Origin of the sequence: Brevundimonas sp., from assembly GCF_041911375.1 — a bacterium.
In the GTDB taxonomy this organism is placed as follows: domain Bacteria; phylum Pseudomonadota; class Alphaproteobacteria; order Caulobacterales; family Caulobacteraceae; genus Brevundimonas.
Genome location: NZ_JAYRPA010000035.1, coordinates 23,809 through 40,839 on the forward strand (window position 1 = coordinate 23,809; position 17,031 = coordinate 40,839).

Here is a 17,031-nt window from a genome sequence, read left to right on the forward strand (position 1 = left end):
ATGATCACGATGCACAGGCCGTAGGCGACCTTGGGACCGGCCGGCGCGACGCAGGCGTTTCGCGACTGGCTGGTTGCGGAAGGGCGGCGCAGTCCGCCGCCTATTCCTTGGACAGGTCCTGGCGGTTGAACCAGGCGACGGCCGCGGCGAAGGGCAGGGCGGTCCAGGCCAGCAGGCTGACGACGCCCTGCGTCACCGCCTGGTCGGGCAGGCTGGCGGCGGGAAGCCCGCCCTGGATCGCGGTCTTGATCAAATCGGTCGCGAAGCCGGGCGAGACGAGCGGCGGGATCCAGCTGTCGGGTGAAACGCCCATCTGGGCTAGCAGTTGGGGCAGAAAGAACTGGGCGACGCCGATGACCAGGGGCGCGAACAGGGCGGCCAACAGGGACCGGGTCACGGTCGCGGCCAACAGGGCCATCATGGTGAACTGAAGAATCCGCGCCCAGGACAGCAGGGCCAGCTGGCCGATGTCCGCCCAGCCTTCGCCGGAGACGCTGAACGCCAGCGGCCGGTTGAAGACCAGCGCGCGTATCCCGCCCGAGGCGACGTCGGCGACGAAGACCGCCAAGGTCGCCGCGAGGATGACGCCGGCGACCACGATCACCTTGCCCAGCACCAGGTTGGTGCGCCGGTTGCGGGCGCTGATCAGCCGCCAGGTCTCCCAGCGGTAATCGCCGGCGTACAGCGTCGCGGCGCCGATCAGCACGAACATCAACACCGCTGGATTGGCGAGGTCGCCGACGCTGTCGATCAGGACGTCGCCGAGGTTCAGCGGCCCCCCTCGGACGGCGAGTTCCGGCGGCAACTTGCCGACAAGCGCCGCCTCGTTCGCCTTGGTGAAGACGAAGGTCGCCGTCGACAGCGCCAGGCTGATCAGGGGGACGAACAGCACGCTCCAGAACAGGGCGGTGCGGTTTTGGGCCAGGCGATACGATTCGGCCCGAACGGCGTCAGCCAACATGGGGCCGCTCCTTTACGCCGGTCCAGCCGGTCTCGGTCATGAACACGGCCTCCAGGTCGGCGCCGATCCAGCGCGCCTCCTCGATCTCGACGCCCGCTTCGACAAGGGCGCGGATCGCGGCTGGCCCTTCGTGTCTGGGGATGGCGGCCAGGACGCCGTCGCCGTCCAGGCTGGCGCGATCGCCGAGAACCGTTAGGACGCGGGCGAGCGGCGTGGCAGAAAGACGAAGGCGCTCGCCCGAAGCGGTCAGGTCGGAGACGCGCCCCTCGGCGACGACCCGGCCGCGATTGAAGATGGCCACGCGGTCGCAGACGCGCTGTACTTCCTGCAACTGGTGACTGGCCAGGATGACGGTGACGCCGTCGTGGTCGGCCAAGCTGCGGATCAGCGCCCGCATCTGCTGGATGCCGGGGGGATCCATGCCGCTGGTCGGCTCGTCGAGAATCACCAGGTCTGGCTTGGTCATCAGCGCCGCCGCCACGCCGAGCCGTTGCAACATGCCGACCGAGAAACCGCGCACCTTGCGGTCGGCGGCTTCGCTCAGGCCGACACGCTCCAGCCAGGCGACGATGTCGGTGCGGGCCACGCCGCCGTGCGCGCGCCCCAGCCATTCCAGGACCTGGCGCGCGGTCATGAAGGGCGGAAAGCGCGGCGTTTCGATCATCGAGCCCATGCGACGCATCGACGCCGGATCGCCGATCCGGCCGCCCATGACCGACGCCTCGCCCTCGGTCGGACGGATCAGGCCGAGCAGGGTGCGAAACAGCGTGGACTTGCCCGCGCCGTTCGGACCCAGCACGCCGTAGACGCCGCCGCGCGGGATCGACAACGTCAGGCCGTCCAGCGCCTTCACCGCGCCATAGGCCTTCGTCAGGGCGCGGGTCTCGATCACGGTGTCCATGAACGAAGCTTGGCGCGAGACCGACGTTCTCACAAGCCGTCGTGGAGATGTCGCGGATTAAGTTTAGGCAATGCGGCCATGTTCAAACCGACCTTCTCCATCCTCGCCCTGACCGTCGCCCTGACCCTGGGCGCCTGCGCCACGACGCCGACGCCAAGCAGCCGCGCCGATCGGCCCGACCGCGTCATCCTGATCTCCATCGACGGCTTCCGGGACGACTATCTGAACCGGGGCGCGACGCCGGTCCTGGATCGTCTCGCGGCCGAGGGCGCCCATGGACCGATGCGGCCGTCCTGGCCCAGCGTGACTTTTCCCAACCACTACACGCTGGTGACGGGGCTGCACCCCGATCATCACGGCATCGTCTCCAACCGCTTCTTCGACCCGACGCTGGGGACCTTCACCATGCAGAGCAAGGAGACCGCGTGGTGGGACCAGGCCGAGCCGATCTGGGTCACCGCAGAGAAGGCGGGCCTGAAGACAGGCACGATGTTCTGGCCGGGATCCGAGGTCGAAATCCATGGCGTCAGGCCCAGCCAGTGGCTCGCCTTCGACCAGTCCATGTCCGGCGACGCGCGGGTCGATCAGATTCTGTCCTGGTTGGACCTGCCCGTCGACCAGCGCCCCCAGCTGGGAACCCTCTATTTCGACATCGTCGACACGATAGGGCACCGTTACGGCCCGGACGCGCCGGAGACGCTGGAGGCCGCCGCGTCGGTCGACGCGTCGATCGGACGGTTGGTGGAGGGTCTGAAGTCCAGAGGGCTGTCCGACAGCACCCTGCTGGTGGTCGTCGCCGACCATGGTATGGCGGCGACCTCGCCCGAACGCGTGGTCTGGATCGACGACCTGATCGATCCCGAGCAACTGCGTATCGGGTATAGCGGCGCCGTTCTGACCGTCGACCCCGCTCCGGGACACGAGGCCGAAGTTCAGGCCAAGCTGGTCGGCGAACACCCGCATATGGAATGCCGGAACAAGGCGGACGTGCCGACGCGGCTGGCCTACGGCTCCAATCCGCGTGTCGCCGCCATCGTCTGCTTGGTCGAGACAGGCTGGGTGGCCGTGACGCGCGATCGTCCCCTGACCCGCGCCGGGGGCGCGCACGGATACGACAATCAAGCCCCGGAGATGCGGGCGGTCTTCATCGCGCACGGACCGGGCGTGGTGGCCGGGCGGCGACTGACCGATCTTGACAGCGTCGATGTCCAACCGTTCCTGGCGCGCATGCTGGGCGTCCAGGCTCCAGTCGGCGATGGACGGCCGCAGGACACTTTGGCGATCACGCAGCGCTAGGCCGCCGCCTGGCCTCAGCCGGGACGAATGACCATGCAGGTCACGCGACGCTCGGCCAAGGTGTCGCAGGCGGCCTTGGCGGCCACTTCGGTCAGGCCGGTGAAGCGGGCGCGATACCACTCGCCGGCGGCCTGGACATTGCGCTCGGCGCTGCTGAAATGGGCGCGGAAACGGCGATTGACCTCGGTCAGCCAGTCATTAGCGATCTTTTCCTCGCGAAAAGCGCCGACCTGAACCGCCCAGCCTCCCGACGCAGCCCGGGCAGGCTCTCGCGCGGGCGGCGGGGCCGACAGGCGGGTTCCGGCGGTGGCGTTCAGGGCGGCGGTCAGGGTCTGCGGCCGAGCGGCGGCGGCGCGTTCTGACGGCGCGGGGGCCACCCGGGTCGGCAGGGCGGCCGGCGCCGGGGCGGAGGTGTAGGCGACCTCGGTCGCTTCGGCGCCGATGTCCGCGTCCTCATTCAAGGCCGCGTAGGCGACGGGGGCGGCGGGTGAAAGGTCGTTCCCGACGCCAAATCCCCGCTGTTCGAAGAAGGTCTGAGCGACCTGGATCGACTCGCCCTGGGCGCGACGGCGCTCGACCTCAAAGCCGGTGTCCATCAGTTCGGCGACGTGGGCGTTACGGCTGGCGGTGGACCGGCCGCCAAGGACGATGGTGATCAGCCGCTTGCCGTCGCGCACGGCCGAGGCCGCAAGGTTGTAGCCCGAGGCGTTGGTGTAGCCCGTCTTCATGCCGTCGTAGCCGCGGCCGGTCGCCAGCAGGCCGTTCGTGTTGCGGTAGTCGCGGCCGTTATAGGCCCAGTCATGCAGGCCGAAATACCTGTAGTACTGGGGGAAGTCGCGCATGATGGCGCGCGCCAGGATCGCCTGGTCCCGGGCCGAGGTCAGCTGGCGCGCATCGGGCAGACCGTTGGCGGTGGCGTAGCGGGTCTGGGTCATGCCCAGTTGCTCGGCCTTCAGCGTCATCAGGTTGGTGAAACGGGCCTCGGAGCCGCCGATGTGCTCGGCGATCGCCACGGCCATGTCGTTCGCCGACCGCACAGCGGTGGCGCGCATGGCGTTGTCCAGGGTGATGGTCTGGCCGGCCGCCAGCCCCAGTTTCGACGGCGGCTGGGAGGCGGCGCGGGGGGAGACGGTCAGGACGTCCGTCAGGTGGACGCGGCCCTCGTTCAACGCCTCGAAGGTCAGATACAGCGTCATCATCTTGGTCAGCGAGGCCGGATAGCGGCGGCTATCGGCGTGACGCGCGAACAGGACTTCGCCGGTCTCCGCGTCGACGACGATGGCGGCGTAACGGACGTTTTCCTGTGCGACAGACGGCTGTACCGCGCCAAGCCAGAGAACCGTCAGGGCAAGGACGGCAAGGAGGCTGCGGCGGAGAACTTCGATCATAAGCATACGCCCTCGGTAAGCAGGGTTGCGGCAGGCCCCCAGCCGACGCGGTCGAACGCTAGCATAGGCGTCCGGGGTTTCATGGTGGTTAACCGACCGTCAACGGGAATTTGAAGGGCGGGCGGTCTAATGAACGGTTATCGCTGATCACATTGTGCAGTGCACAATCCGTCATTGACCTGTGTTCGCACTTGCAGCATGATGGCGGGCATCAAGCTTCCGCACAGCCCGTCCCTGCGGGCCATCTTTCCGGAGAGACATCATGGCCGACAGCGCCGAAACCGTGAAGAAGACCGCTGACCAGGCGACCGCCGCCGCGGCCTCGGCCGCCGCAAAGGCCAAGGCTCAGGCCGAAACCTTCCAGGCCGCCGGCGCCCAGGCGTTCCGCGAAGGCATCAACAAGTCGGTCGCCTCGATGAGCGAACTGAACGCGCACGGCAAGAAGAACCTGGACGCCATGGTCGAGTCGGCCACGGTCGCCCAGAAGGGCGCCGAAGCCCTGTCGCAACAGGCGCTCGGCTTCGCCAAGGCGTCCTGGGAAGACACAGTCGCCGCCAGCAAGGAACTGTCGGGCGCGCGTTCGGCGCAGGAGCTCTTCGAGCTGCAGACCAACTGGGCCAAGAAGTCGATGGAGCGTTACGTCGCCGAACTGGCCAAGACGAACGAGATCGTCACCGCCACGGTCAAGGACAGCTTCAAGCCGATCAACGAGCGGGTCACCGCTTCGGTCGAAACCTTCCAGGCCGCGCGCTGATCTGAACGCCGTTTTTGAATATCAAAGGGCCCCGGAGTTCGCTCCGGGGCCTTTCTTGTTTGGGCAGCCCTGTTCGTCGCTCACGCAATCCGTGACTGGACGCCGCTTCAATTCAGGCCATCATTCCCTATCTGAGAGCCAAGACGACTCCCCGATTACGGAACACGAATGCCCATACAAAGGCCCGGTGAAACCGGCGGCGGTCAAGGAACCGCCACGGTAACCGAAACAAAGCCGAAACTTCAGAAGCCCTCGCTCTATCGGGTGCTGATCCTGAACGACGATTATTCGCCGATGGAATTCGTCGTCTATGTGCTGGAGCGGTTCTTCCAGAAGAGCCGCGAGGAAGCCACCCGCATCATGCTGCATGTGCACCAGCATGGCGTCGGCGTGTGCGGCGTCTTCACCTACGAAGTCGCCGAGACAAAGGTCGCGCAGGTCATCGAGACGGCGCGCCGCCACCAGCACCCGCTGCAATGCACCATGGAAAAGGACTGAGAGGAGCCTCCGATGCCTTCATTTTCCCGTCCTCTCGAAGAAACCCTCCACCGCGCGGTGGCCTACGCCAACGAGCGGCGGCATGAATACGCGACGCTCGAACACCTGTTGATGGCGCTGACGGACGACCCCGACGCCTCGGCGGTCATGCGCGCCTGCAATGTCGAGCTGACCGCGCTGAAGACGGCGCTGACACTCTATGTCGACAACGACCTGGCGGCGCTGGCCACGGCCGACGGCGACGAGGCCAAGCCGACCGCCGGCTTCCAGCGTGTGATCCAGCGCGCCGTCATTCACGTCCAGTCCTCGGGCCGCGAGGAGGTGACAGGCGCGAACGTGTTGGTCGCCATCTTCTCCGAGCGTGAAAGCCATGCCGCCTATTTCCTGCAGGAGCAGGACATGACGCGGTACGACGCGGTCAACTTCATCGCCCACGGCATCGCCAAGAAGGCCGGCGCGGGCGAAACCCGTCCCGCCAAGGGCGCCTCGCCCGAGGAGGCCGAGGACGCCTCGGCCGTCAAGTCGGGTGGCGAGGCGCTGGAAGCCTATTGCGTCGACCTCAACGAGAAGTCGCGCCAGGGCAAGGTCGACCCGCTGATCGGCCGCCAGGCCGAGGTCGAACGCTCAATCCAGATCCTGTGCCGTCGGACCAAGAACAATCCGCTGCTGGTTGGCGACCCCGGCGTCGGCAAGACCGCCATCGCCGAGGGCCTGGCCCGCAAGATCGTCAATGGCGAGGTGCCGGACGTCCTGAAGGACGCCACCATCTATTCGCTGGACATGGGCGCGCTGCTGGCCGGCACCCGTTATCGCGGCGACTTCGAAGAGCGCCTGAAGCAGGTGGTCAAGGAGCTGGAGAACCACGACAACGCCGTGCTGTTCATCGACGAGATCCACACGGTGATCGGCGCGGGCGCGACCTCGGGCGGGGCGATGGATGCGTCGAACCTGCTGAAGCCCGCCCTGGCTTCGGGTTCGCTGCGGTGCATGGGATCGACGACCTACAAGGAATATCGCCAGCACTTCGAGAAGGACCGCGCCCTGGTGCGTCGCTTCCAGAAGATCGACGTCAATGAGCCGACGGTCGAGGATTCGGTGAAGATCCTGAAGGGTCTGAAGACCTATTACGAGCAGCACCACAAGGTCCGCTACACCGATAGCGCGATCCGCACCGCGGTCGAGCTGTCGGCCCGGTACATGACCGACCGCAAGCTGCCGGACAAGGCGATCGACGTGATCGACGAGGCCGGGGCGTCGCAGATGCTGGTGGTCGAATCCAAGCGCAAGAAGGTCATCGGCCAGAAGGAAGTGGAAGCGGTCATCGCCAAGATGGCGCGCATTCCGGCCAAGTCGGTCTCGAAGTCCGACACCGAGAGCCTGAAGGAGCTGCAGACCGACCTGACCCGCGTGGTCTTCGGCCAGGAGCAGGCGATCGAGCAGGTCTCGGCCGCGATGAAGCTGGCGCGGGCGGGTCTGCGAGATCCGAACAAGCCCATCGGCAGCTTCCTGTTCAGCGGCCCGACCGGCGTCGGCAAGACCGAGGTGGCCAAGCAACTGGCGGCCACTCTGGGCATCGAGATGCAGCGGTTCGACATGTCGGAATACATGGAGCGCCACACCGTCAGCCGACTGATCGGCGCGCCTCCGGGCTACGTCGGGCACGACCAGGGCGGCTTGCTGACCGACGCCGTCGACCAGCATCCGCATGCGGTCATCCTGCTGGACGAGATCGAGAAGGCGCACCCCGACGTCTACAACATCCTGCTGCAGGTGATGGACAACGGCATGCTGACCGACGCGGTCGGCAAGAAGGTCGACTTCAGGAACGTCATCCTGATCATGACGACCAACGCCGGGGCCGCCGACAACGCCCGCGCCTCCATCGGCTTTGGTCGGGGCAAGGTCGAGGGCGAGGACGACAAGGCCATCCAGCGCCTGTTCGCGCCGGAGTTCCGCAACCGCCTGGACGCCATCGTGGCCTTCAAGCCGCTGGGCGCCGAGACGATCCGGTCGGTGGTGACCAAGTTCATCCTCCAACTGGAAGCCCAGCTGGCGGACCGCAACATCACCATCGAGCTGACCGACGAGGCGGCCGACTGGCTGGCCAAGAACGGCTTCGACGAACTGTACGGCGCGCGCCCCCTGGCGCGGGTCATCCAGGACTCGATCAAGAAGCCGTTGGCCGACGACATCCTGTTCGGGCGTCTGACGCGCGGCGGGCACGTGAAGGTGCAGCTGAAGGACGGCAAGATCGATTTCGACATCGCCGGTCCTTCGGGGACGCCGGCCCGGTCGGAAGAGGAAGAAGAGACGGCCTGATCGGCCGGTTCGGGGCCCGGGCGGAGACGCCCGGGCCTTCTTGCGTCGGGAGGGCGGACGCAATGACCCGGATTCTGCTGCAGACGACGATCCCGCCGATCGAGGACGACTGGCGCATCGGCCGGTTCTCGCGTCTGGCGAGCCGCCGGGCCGCCGCATGATCGACGATCCGGAAGGGCTGCGGCAGACACGGCAGTACATGACGAACCTGGCCGCCTGGCTGATGCCGCCACGCTGACAGGCCGGCGCCGGCGCGGCATAGTGGGGCGATGACGCCGCAAGCCCTCGACCAATCGGCCGACGCCGACGCCCTGACGGCTGCGGCCGAGCGACAGCTGGCGGCCGGCGACCTGCATGGCGCGTTCGCGGGGCTGAAGGCCGCGCTGCGCCTGACGCCAGACCATCCGGCCGCAACCGGGGCGATGGGGCTGTTCCTGGCCGATCATGGCGACCCGGGCGCGGCGGCGCACCTGCTGAGCCGGGCGCTGGAGCTGGCGGGGGGCTACGGCCCGGAGGTCGACAGGCTGGCGCCCGCGCTGGCGCGGCTTCTGGCCGCGCTGTGGCCGGACGCCTGGCATGCCCGGCTGGACGCCGATCTGCGGGCTTGTCTGGCTTCGCCCGCCGTGACGGCTCAGAGTCTGGCGCGCGTGACGGCGCGGACCCTTCTGCTGAAATATCCGTCGTTCGACGACGCCGTCCCGGCGTTGACGGCGATGGGCGAGGACCCGCTGTGGCGGGCCTTCCTGACGCAATGCCTCAATGTCGATCCAGAGATGGAGCAGCGCCTGAACGTCCTGCGCGCGGCGGTGTGGGCCCGCGAAGAGGCGCAGGAAGGCGGCGCGACGCACGCCCTGGCCTGCGCCCTGGGCCTGGCCGGATTCGCGGTGGAATACGTCGCCGTTCCTCCGCCTGGCGCCGAGGATGCGACGGGATTGGCCGCCGCGATGTTCCGCCCTCTGAGTCCGGCGGAAGCCGCCGCGATTCGTGACGCCGGCCCCCTGGCCGCCTTGCTGGTGCGCCGCACCGTGGACGAGCCCGCGCTGGAGCGGTCGCTGGGCCCCACCCTCGAGAGACTGACGCCCCCGTCTGAAGACACACTGTCCGCCGAGGTGCGGGCGCAGTACGAGGCCAATCCCTATCCGCGCTGGACCATGCCGCCCGCACCGGCGCCCCGTCCGCTTCGCGCCGGGATCAAGGCTCAACCCGGTCTGGACCGGCGAGCCTTCGGCGACGCCTGGCGGCGGGTGCTGGTCGCCGGCTGCGGCACGGGGTTCGAGCCCATCGACCTGGCCCGGATGGACCCGACGCTGGACATCACGGCGATGGACCTGAGCCGCGCCAGCCTGGCTTACGGCGCCCGCGTGGCGGCGGACCAGGGGCTGGACCGCGTGCGGTTCGCGCAAGGCGACATTCTGGCGTTGGACCGGATCGACGCGCGGTTCGACGTCGTCGTCAGCACCGGCGTGATCCATCACATGGCGGAGCCGGCGGCGGGCCTGTCGCGTCTGGTCGGCGTGCTGCGGCCCGGGGGCGTGCTGAGACTGGCGCTTTACAGTGATCGCGCGCGGGATCTGGTGAAGCTGGCTCACACCCTGATCCGCGAGAAGGGCTGGCGGGCGGTTCCGGAGGACATCCGGGCCTTCCGGGCGCATGTCCTGGCGCTGCCGGAGACTGCGCCGCTGGCCGGGCTGCGGTACAGCGACGACTTCTACAGCCTCAGCGGATGCCGGGATCTGGTCTTTCACGTGCATGAGCATCGCTACACGCCGCTTGGGCTGGGCGAATTGCTCGCTTCTGCCGGCCTGCGGCTGATCGGCTTCGAGGCGCCGCCGGAGGCCGCCGCGCGCTTCCGGGAAACGTTCGGAGCGGCGGATTCCCTGGACTTGGCCTTGTGGGACCGTCTGGAACAGCGCCATCCCACCCTGTTCGCGGGCATGTACCAGTTCTGGGCGCAGTCCTAGGCGAGCGGCTCACGGCGGAACGGCGACTGATCCTCGGTCAGGGCGACGATCTCCGCCTCCACCGCCTGGCCTTCGCGCCTGAGATAGTCGGCCACCGGCTCCCTCAGCGCTGGATCGGCGATGAAGTGGGACGAATAGACCGGGGAGGGCAGGTAGCCGCGCGCGATCTTGTGCTCGCCCTGGGCGCCGGCCTCGACGCGGGACAGGCCGCGCGAAATCGCGAAGTCGACGGCCTGGTAGTAGCAGAGCTCGAAATGCAGGAAGGGCACGTCTTCCAGCGTTCCCCACTGACGGCCGTACAGCGCATCGCGTCCGATGAAGTTCAGGGCGCCGGCGATGGGCGTTCCGTCGCGGAAGGCCATCACCAGGGCGATCCGGTCAGCCATGGTCTGGCCGACCCGCGTGAAGAAGTCGCGCGTCAGGTAGGGGCGGCCCCACTTGCGACTGCCTGTGTCCATGTAGAAGGCGAAGAAGGCGTCCCAGGCGTCCGCGTTGAGGTCGGCGTCGGTCAGGACGCGGATGTCGAGCCCAGCCTGGGCGTCGCGTCGTTCGCGCCGGATGGTCTTGCGCCGATTGGACGACAGCGCCGCCAGGAAGTCGTCAAAGCTCTGGTAGCCGTCGTTGCGCCAGATGAACTGCATGTCCCGCCGAGGCAGCAGGCCGGCGTCGGCCATGGCTCGCCAGTCGGTCTCGGTCGGGAAGTTGACGTGCAGCGACGAGACCCCCAACCGCTCGGTCAGGGTCACCGCGCCCTGGATCAGGGCCTGACGGACCGTGGCGCGATCGGCGTCGGGGTGGTTGAGGAAGCGCGGGCCGGTCGCCGGGGTGAAGGGCACGGCGCCGAGGAGTTTGGGGTAGTAGCGGCCGCCGGCGCGCTCATACGCGTCGGCCCAGCTGTGGTCGAAGACGTATTCGCCCTGGCTGTGGCCCTTCAGATAGAGGGGCATGACGCCGAGGACGGCGTCGTCTTCGTCACGCAGGGCCAGGTGGCGCGGCGCCCAGCCCTGCGGCGGGGTCGCGCTGCCCGACGCTTCGCAGGCGTGCAAAAAGGCGTAGGAGACAAAGGGATCGCCGCTGGGGTCCGCGCAGGCGTCCCACGCGGCCTGGCCGATGTCGGCGATCCCGTCGTGAACCGTGATCTGGAAGCTCAACGGATCTCCACGATGGCGTCGACCTCGACGGCGAAGCCGAGCGGCAGCTTGTAGACGCCGACGGCCGAGCGGGCGTGGCGGCCGGCGTCGCCGAAGACCTCGACCATCAGGTCCGAGCAGCCGTTGATGACGGCGGGGATGGCCTCGAAGTCCGGGCCAGCCTGGACGAAGCCGCCCAGCTTGACCACGCGGACAACGCGCGACAGGTCGCCCTCGCAGGCGGCCTTGATCTGGGCCAGCAGGTTGATCCCGCACAGGCGGGCGGCGGCGTTGGCCTGTTCCGGCGTCACGTCCACGCCGACCGTGCCCTTCACGCCGCCCGAGGCGTCGTTCGAAAGCTGGCCGGAGATGTGGACCAGGGCGCCCGTCTGGACGAAGGGCACGTAGTTGGCCACGGCCTTGGCGGGCTCCGGCAGGGTGATGCCGAGTTCGGCGATACGGGCGTCGATGGTCATGGGTGTGCTCCTCTGATTTGGGCGGCGGTCTAGCGCGGGGCAAGGGCCGCGTCACCCGCTTCGGAGCCCTTTAAGCGTTCGCCAACTCCGCCGTGCCATGCTGACAGCCATGGACATGCACCTGACCCCCGACGTCGTCGCGTTCCAGAGCGTGCTCGCGCAGCTTTCGCCAGAAAATCGGGCGCGGGTTGACGCCGCCGCCGTCCCTGCCGCCGCCGAGGCCGCCCGCGCCGCGCCTCACTGGGATTTCGAGATGCCGGCCAAGGCCGTCGATCAGCTCTTGGGACCTGAGGCGTCCGACGATGTCCGGCGCGGCCTGGTCGCCACCTGGGCGCTGGGCCTGGGAGAGCGGGCGGCGGCGCTGAACCTGCCGGCCGAGGTGATGGCGCTTTATCCCTACTGGGTGGAGCAACTGGCGAGCTTCCTCAGCAAGGCCGAGGGGCCCTATGACTTCGACCACTGGTCCAAGGACGTGCGCTTCACCCTGGCGCTGAGCGTGCCGGGCGCGAAGAGCCAGGTGATCGACATGAGTTCGCCCTTGGGCCCCAAGCAGATCGTCAAGCACGCGCTGGACGGCCGGGGCGTTGGGCCGCTGTTTCGCTATCTGGCCGCCGGGGCGAAGAAGGAGCCCTGGCTGGAGGTGCACACCGAGAGCCGGTGGCTACGCGGCTTCAACGAAGACGGCTGGAACGAGGCCTGGGCGACAGCGGCGGAAATCTGCCGTGGCCGGCCGGAGCTGGCCGGCATGATCGGCTCCAGCTGGTTCTACGATCCGCCGCTGACCGAGATCAGCCCGCGACTGGCGCATCTGCGGCTCAATCCGCTGAAGGGCGGCGCCTTCATGGTGCACCAGGGCCCGGGGGAGATTCACACCTTGCGGGCGGGAACGGCCTCGGCCAGCCGCAAGGCGCTGATCGACAGCGGCGAGTACACGGCCCGCTCCTGGCTGATGGTCTGGCCGCGGAAGGAACTGATCGCCTGGGCGGATCGGCGGAAGGTCCAGGGCGCCTAACGCGCCGCCTGCTCCCACGCCGCCCCAACCGGCCGGATGTCCAGCCCTGCGGTCTTGGCTAGGCGGATCAGCCGATCGATGTCCTCGGGCCGACAGCCATACGGGGTGGGGCTGTCGCTCACGTCGTGACCGTAGGCGATCAGCCAGCCCTTCGCCTCAGCCGTGTCGTGAACCAGTTTCTCCAGGTCGTAGCCGGGCAGGCGACGGCTCTCGAGACCAATGGCCTGGAGCAGGTTGCGGTCGGCGCGGCCGCTGTTGATCCCGTCGCGCACGCCGCGCCCGCACAGGAATCGGCGGTCGATCACGGCCTTGGCGCCCAGGGCGCAATCGCCGAACGGATAGGCGAAGGTGCGCATCTGGTGACCGTCCAGACGTTCGGCGACCCAAGCGGCGTTGCGGGCCAGGCTGGCGTCCAGTCCCTTCGGCGAAAGGGTCAGGGTCGAGACATGCTCATAGGTGTGACAGCCGACCTCGTGCCCGGCGGCGTGCAGCGCCTGAAGATCCTCGACCTCGAACTGAGGCAGATCCAGGTTGCGGCCGCCCGACAGGCCGCCGCAGACATAGTAGGTCGCCTTGACGCCATGTTCGGCCAGGATCGGTCCGGCCTCGGTCCAGGCGGATCGGGGAATGTCGTCGAACGACAGGCTCAGCACGCCGCGCGGCGGGTCGATCGTCACGGGGCGGACGTCGAGATAGCGGCCGGCGCGCCGGCGCATCTTGTCGAAGAGGGCGCTCATGCCCGCACTTGTGTCATGGGACGGCTTAAGGCGCGGTTTCAGACGCGGACGGGCTGGGCGACGACGCCGCGCACGCCGAACACGCGTCGATAGCGCTCGATTTCCTCGGGATCGCCGACCGCCTTTTCTGGATTGTCCGACAGCTTGACGGCGGGGCGCCCGCCGGCCTCGACCACCTTGCAGACGAGGGAGATCGGCTCGAGCTCGGGCGCCTGGGCCGGCGAGCAGTCGCGGAAGTCGTTGGTCAGATTGGTGCCCCAGCCGAAGCTGAGCCGCGCGCGGCCGTGGAAGCGGGCGTAGGCCTGCTCGATCGAGTCGACATCCATGCCGTCCGAGAAGATCAGCAGCTTCTTCGCGGGATCCCGGCCCCGTTCCTTCCACCAGGCGATCAGCCGCTCACCAGCCTCGATGGGTGGTGCGGAGTCGGGACGAAAGCCGGTCCAGTCGGCGACCCAGTCCGGCGCCCTGTCCAGGAAGGCCTCCGTGCCGAATGCGTCCGGCAGCACGATCCGCAGATTGCCCGCATAATGCCGCCGCCATTCGTCCAGCACCGCATAGGGGACCGCTGCGAGCGCCGCATCGTCCGGAGCCAGGGCGCCCAGCACCATCGGAAGTTCGTGCCCGTTCGTGCCGATGGCCTCCAGGTCGTTCTCCATGGCGTGAAGCACGTTCGAGGTGCCGATGAAGGACCGGCCCAACCCTTCCTTCAGCGCCTGGATGCACCAGCGCTGCCAAAGGAAGCCGTGGCGGCGGCGCGTGCCGAAGTCCGACAGGGCCAGATCGGGCAGGGCGCGCAGCCGTTCCAGCTTGGACCAGAGCCGCGTCTTGGCGCGCGAATAGAGGATGTCCAGCTCGAAGCGGCCCAACCGCCTCAGGCCCGTACGACAGCGCAGCTCGTTGAGGATCGAAAGGGCGGGGATTTCCCACAGGGTCACCTCGGCCCAGGCGCCGGAGAAGGTCAGCACATACTGCCCATCCTGCACGCTCAGCTCATAGTCGGGCAGGCGGTAGTCGGCCAGCCAGGCCATGAAGTCGGGCGAGAAGATTTGCTTGACGCCATAGAAGCTGTTGCCGGCCAGCCAGACCAACTCCTTGTTGGTGAAGCGCAGGGTGCGGGCATGGTCCAACTGGTCGCGCAAGGCCGCGATGTCGATCTCTTCGGCAAGGCGGACCGAGCGCGTGCGATTGATGACCTGGAAGGTCACGGGCGTGTCCCGGTGCTCGCGCCAGATCAGCTGCAGCATCAGCAGCTTGTAAAAGTCCGTGTCCAGCAGGCTGCGGACGATCGGGTCCAGGCGAAAGCCGTGGTCGTAGGCGCGTTTTGCGAGGTCCATCCGCGCAGCCTATCAGTCCGAACCGGACTTGTGGCCCTTCCAGTCGAACAGTTCTTCCAACACCTGGATCGCCTGGCCGCGATCGGTGGTCAGGTCCGGGTCGCGGTTCATGATCAGGCGCGCATCGTCGGCGGCGGCCAGCATCAGGGTCCGGTGTCGGATCGGATCGGCGAAACGATAGGCGGGAAAGCCGCTCTGTTTCAGGCCCAGGGGATCCCCGCCGCCGCGCAGGCGGAAATCCTCCTCGGCGATGACGAAGCCGTCCTCGGTCCGGCGCAGGGTGTCCAGCCGCTCCTTGGCCGTCTCTCCGAGGGCGCCGTCCTGGCCGCCGTAAAGCAGGATGCAGGAACTCGCCTTGCTTCCCCGACCCACCCGGCCCCTGAGCTGGTGCAATTGGGCCAGGCCGAAGCGATCGGCGTGTTCGATGACCATGATGGAGGCGTTGGGCACATCCACGCCTACCTCCACGACCGTCGTGGCGACCAGCACCGGAAGGCGGCCGTCGGCGAAGTCGGCCATCACCGCCTCGCGCTCGGCGCCGGGCATCTGCCCATGGGCGAGGCCTACCTCAACGCCGAGCAGGCGGCGCAGGTCGTCGGCGCGTTCGACGGCGGCGGCCAGGTCGACTGCTTCGGATTCAGCGACCAGCGGGCAGATCCAGTACGCTTGAGCGCCGCTCTCGACGGCGGATTTCAGGCGCGCGGCGACCTCGCCGATGCGGGCCAGGGGCAGAACGGCGGTGGTCACCGGCGTGCGGCCCGGCGGCTTCTCCATCAGCCGGCTGACTTCGAGCTCGCCATATTGCGTCAGCTCCAAGGTGCGGGGGATGGGGGTTGCCGACATGGTCAGCAGATGGACGGCGCCCAGGCGCGGATCCCCCTTGGCCTGAAGCCGCTGGCGTTCACCGACGCCGAAGCGGTGCTGCTCGTCGATGACGGCGAGGGCGAGGCGGTCAAAGCGCACGGCGTCCTGGAACAGGGCGTGGGTGCCTATGGCGACATGAGCCTGCCCCGGTCCGGGGGCGGAGGCGAGTGCGGCCAGTTTCTCGCGCCGCTGGCCGTTCGTATCGCGGCCGGTCAGCAGGACGGCCCGGACGCCGGCGGAGGCCAGCAGCGGACCCAGCTTCTCGAAATGCTGCCGCGCCAGGATTTCGGTGGGCGCCATCAGGGCCGCCTGAAAGCCGCTGGATGCGGCGTCGGCCAGGGCGAGGGCCGCGACCGCCGTCTTGCCCGAGCCGACGTCGCCCTGCAGCAGCCGCCCCATCTGCTGGCCGGACGCCAGGTCGCGGCGGATCTCGGCCAAGGCCTGCGCCTGGGCGTCGGTCAGCTGGAAGGGCAGGGCGGCCAGCAGCTGATCGGAGGCCGCGCCGGGGGTGATGACGGCCGCCGGCGCGATCTGGCGGGCGCGGCGGCGTCGGGACAGCGCCAGCTGGTGGGCCAGGAATTCGTCATAGGCCAGGCGTTGCCGGGCCGGCGCGTCCGGCGACAGGTCGATCTCTCCGGTCGGCGCGTGCAGGGCGTCGACGGCGGCGCGCCAGGCCGGCCAACCCTGCTTCTTCAGCCAGGCCGCGTCCTGCCATTCGGGCAGGTCCGGAGCGGCGGCCAGGGCGGCCTGCACTAGCTTGCGCAACTGGCGCGATGTCAGGCCCTGCGTCGCCGGATAGACAGGTTCGCAGGACGGGATGTCGGCGGCCTTCTCGACCGTGACGATGTCCGGATGAACGATCTGGACCTCGCCGTTGAAGCGCTCGACCTTGCCCGAGACCAGCCGGGTCTCGCCGCGCGGCAGAAGGCGGTCGATGTGCTGGGGCGATCCGCCGAACCAGACCAGATGCACGAAGCCGGTCGCATCGCTGGCCCGCACCTTCAACGGGGCGCCGGGCCGGCCGGGCGGAAACAGGCGGTCGATGACGACCTCGAATATTCCGACGTCGCCGTCCGTGGCGCTGGCGGCCTGCATCGGGCGGCGCACGATCACGCCCGAGGGGCTCAGGAACACCAGGTCGCGCACCAGAGGGCCCGCGACGCGTTGCACCAGAGGCAGGACGCGCGGGCCCACGCCCTTCAGGCTGGAGGCCTCGGCGAACAGGGGAAAGAGAATCTGCGGACGCATCGCCCGGGAACATAGCGTGACCATGACGGGTGGCGAAGCGGCGTCAGGAACGCTATCTGCGCTTCTTCCATTCTTGGTGCGCCAACGCTCGCCGCGCGGCGGCCGCTGCTTGAGCGCACCTTGGCAGTTCAACGGGCAAGGATTCTTGTGGC

General features: G+C 68.4%; 14 protein-coding genes. 6 read left to right on the forward strand and 8 right to left on the reverse strand.

Annotated features, from left to right (window positions below; translation table 11 throughout):
* Positions 1 to 100: 100 nt before the first annotated feature.
* Both ACE3PU_RS07100 and ACE3PU_RS07105 read right to left on the reverse strand, forming a co-directional pair.
* Positions 101 to 961 (reverse strand): ABC transporter permease subunit, encoded by an 861-nt coding sequence (locus ACE3PU_RS07100; protein WP_374388105.1) that lies wholly within the window; start codon positions 959 to 961, stop codon positions 101 to 103.
* Positions 951 to 1,862: an ABC transporter ATP-binding protein gene (locus tag ACE3PU_RS07105; protein WP_374388107.1), complete on the reverse strand. Its 912-nt coding sequence runs from the start codon at positions 1,860 to 1,862 to the stop codon at positions 951 to 953. The genes ACE3PU_RS07100 and ACE3PU_RS07105 overlap by 11 nt, the downstream gene beginning before the upstream one ends.
* A gap of 78 nt (positions 1,863 to 1,940) precedes the next feature.
* On the opposite strand from ACE3PU_RS07105, the gene ACE3PU_RS07110 reads away from it, so the two are divergent.
* Positions 1,941 to 3,158 (forward strand): ectonucleotide pyrophosphatase/phosphodiesterase, encoded by a 1,218-nt coding sequence (locus ACE3PU_RS07110; protein WP_374388109.1) that lies wholly within the window; start codon positions 1,941 to 1,943, stop codon positions 3,156 to 3,158.
* 14 nt (positions 3,159 to 3,172) lie between these two features.
* Here ACE3PU_RS07110 and ACE3PU_RS07115 read toward each other — a convergent pair whose 3' ends face one another.
* Positions 3,173 to 4,546, reverse strand: a complete 1,374-nt coding sequence (locus ACE3PU_RS07115; protein WP_374388111.1) for an SPOR domain-containing protein — start codon at positions 4,544 to 4,546, stop codon at positions 3,173 to 3,175.
* A gap of 262 nt (positions 4,547 to 4,808) precedes the next feature.
* Between ACE3PU_RS07115 and ACE3PU_RS07120 the strand changes: the two genes are divergently transcribed.
* The 4 genes from ACE3PU_RS07120 (at position 4,809) to ACE3PU_RS07135 (ending at position 10,078) form a co-directional block, all read left to right on the forward strand.
* On the forward strand, positions 4,809 to 5,300 hold the full coding sequence (locus ACE3PU_RS07120) for a phasin family protein (protein WP_374388113.1): 492 nt from the start codon (positions 4,809 to 4,811) through the stop codon (positions 5,298 to 5,300).
* Between the two features lie 168 nt (positions 5,301 to 5,468).
* Complete coding sequence (gene clpS / locus ACE3PU_RS07125; RefSeq protein WP_201097917.1) at positions 5,469 to 5,798, forward strand: ATP-dependent Clp protease adapter ClpS; 330 nt, start codon at positions 5,469 to 5,471, stop codon at positions 5,796 to 5,798.
* A gap of 12 nt (positions 5,799 to 5,810) precedes the next feature.
* Entirely contained in the window at positions 5,811 to 8,117 is a 2,307-nt protein-coding gene (gene clpA, locus ACE3PU_RS07130) for an ATP-dependent Clp protease ATP-binding subunit ClpA (RefSeq protein ID WP_374388116.1), read from the forward strand.
* 269 nt (positions 8,118 to 8,386) lie between these two features.
* The gene (locus ACE3PU_RS07135; RefSeq protein WP_374388118.1) at positions 8,387 to 10,078 is read left to right on the forward strand and encodes a methyltransferase domain-containing protein; all 1,692 of its coding nucleotides are present in this window, start codon (positions 8,387 to 8,389) and stop codon (positions 10,076 to 10,078) included.
* On the opposite strand, the gene ACE3PU_RS07140 is transcribed toward ACE3PU_RS07135, so the two are convergent.
* Together ACE3PU_RS07140 and ACE3PU_RS07145 are read right to left on the reverse strand one after the other, a co-directional pair.
* On the reverse strand, positions 10,075 to 11,229 hold the full coding sequence (locus tag ACE3PU_RS07140; protein WP_374388120.1) for a GNAT family N-acetyltransferase: 1,155 nt from the start codon (positions 11,227 to 11,229) through the stop codon (positions 10,075 to 10,077). The genes ACE3PU_RS07135 and ACE3PU_RS07140 overlap by 4 nt on opposite strands.
* On the reverse strand, positions 11,226 to 11,684 hold the full coding sequence (locus tag ACE3PU_RS07145; protein ID WP_374388122.1) for a RidA family protein: 459 nt from the start codon (positions 11,682 to 11,684) through the stop codon (positions 11,226 to 11,228). Before ACE3PU_RS07145 ends, ACE3PU_RS07140 begins: the two co-directional genes overlap by 4 nt.
* A gap of 97 nt (positions 11,685 to 11,781) precedes the next feature.
* Here ACE3PU_RS07145 and ACE3PU_RS07150 point away from each other — a divergent pair, with 97 nt between their 5' ends.
* The gene (locus tag ACE3PU_RS07150) at positions 11,782 to 12,696 is read left to right on the forward strand and encodes a hypothetical protein (RefSeq protein WP_374388124.1); all 915 of its coding nucleotides are present in this window, start codon (positions 11,782 to 11,784) and stop codon (positions 12,694 to 12,696) included.
* Here the strand turns inward: ACE3PU_RS07150 and ACE3PU_RS07155 are convergent.
* From ACE3PU_RS07155 to recG, 3 genes are read right to left on the reverse strand one after another with little or no spacing between them, the layout of a single operon-like run.
* Positions 12,693 to 13,433 carry a polysaccharide deacetylase family protein gene (locus tag ACE3PU_RS07155; RefSeq protein WP_374388126.1) on the reverse strand — a complete coding sequence of 247 codons (741 nt, stop codon included), beginning with the start codon at positions 13,431 to 13,433 and terminating at the stop codon, positions 12,693 to 12,695. The two genes, ACE3PU_RS07150 and ACE3PU_RS07155, sit on opposite strands and share 4 nt — an antisense overlap.
* A 38-nt stretch (positions 13,434 to 13,471) precedes the next feature.
* Complete coding sequence (gene pncB / locus ACE3PU_RS07160) at positions 13,472 to 14,767, reverse strand: nicotinate phosphoribosyltransferase (RefSeq protein WP_374388128.1); 1,296 nt, start codon at positions 14,765 to 14,767, stop codon at positions 13,472 to 13,474.
* Between the two features lie 12 nt (positions 14,768 to 14,779).
* Positions 14,780 to 16,879, reverse strand: coding sequence for an ATP-dependent DNA helicase RecG (gene recG, locus ACE3PU_RS07165; RefSeq protein WP_374388130.1), 2,100 nt, complete (start codon positions 16,877 to 16,879; stop codon positions 14,780 to 14,782).
* Positions 16,880 to 17,031 lie beyond the last annotated feature (152 nt).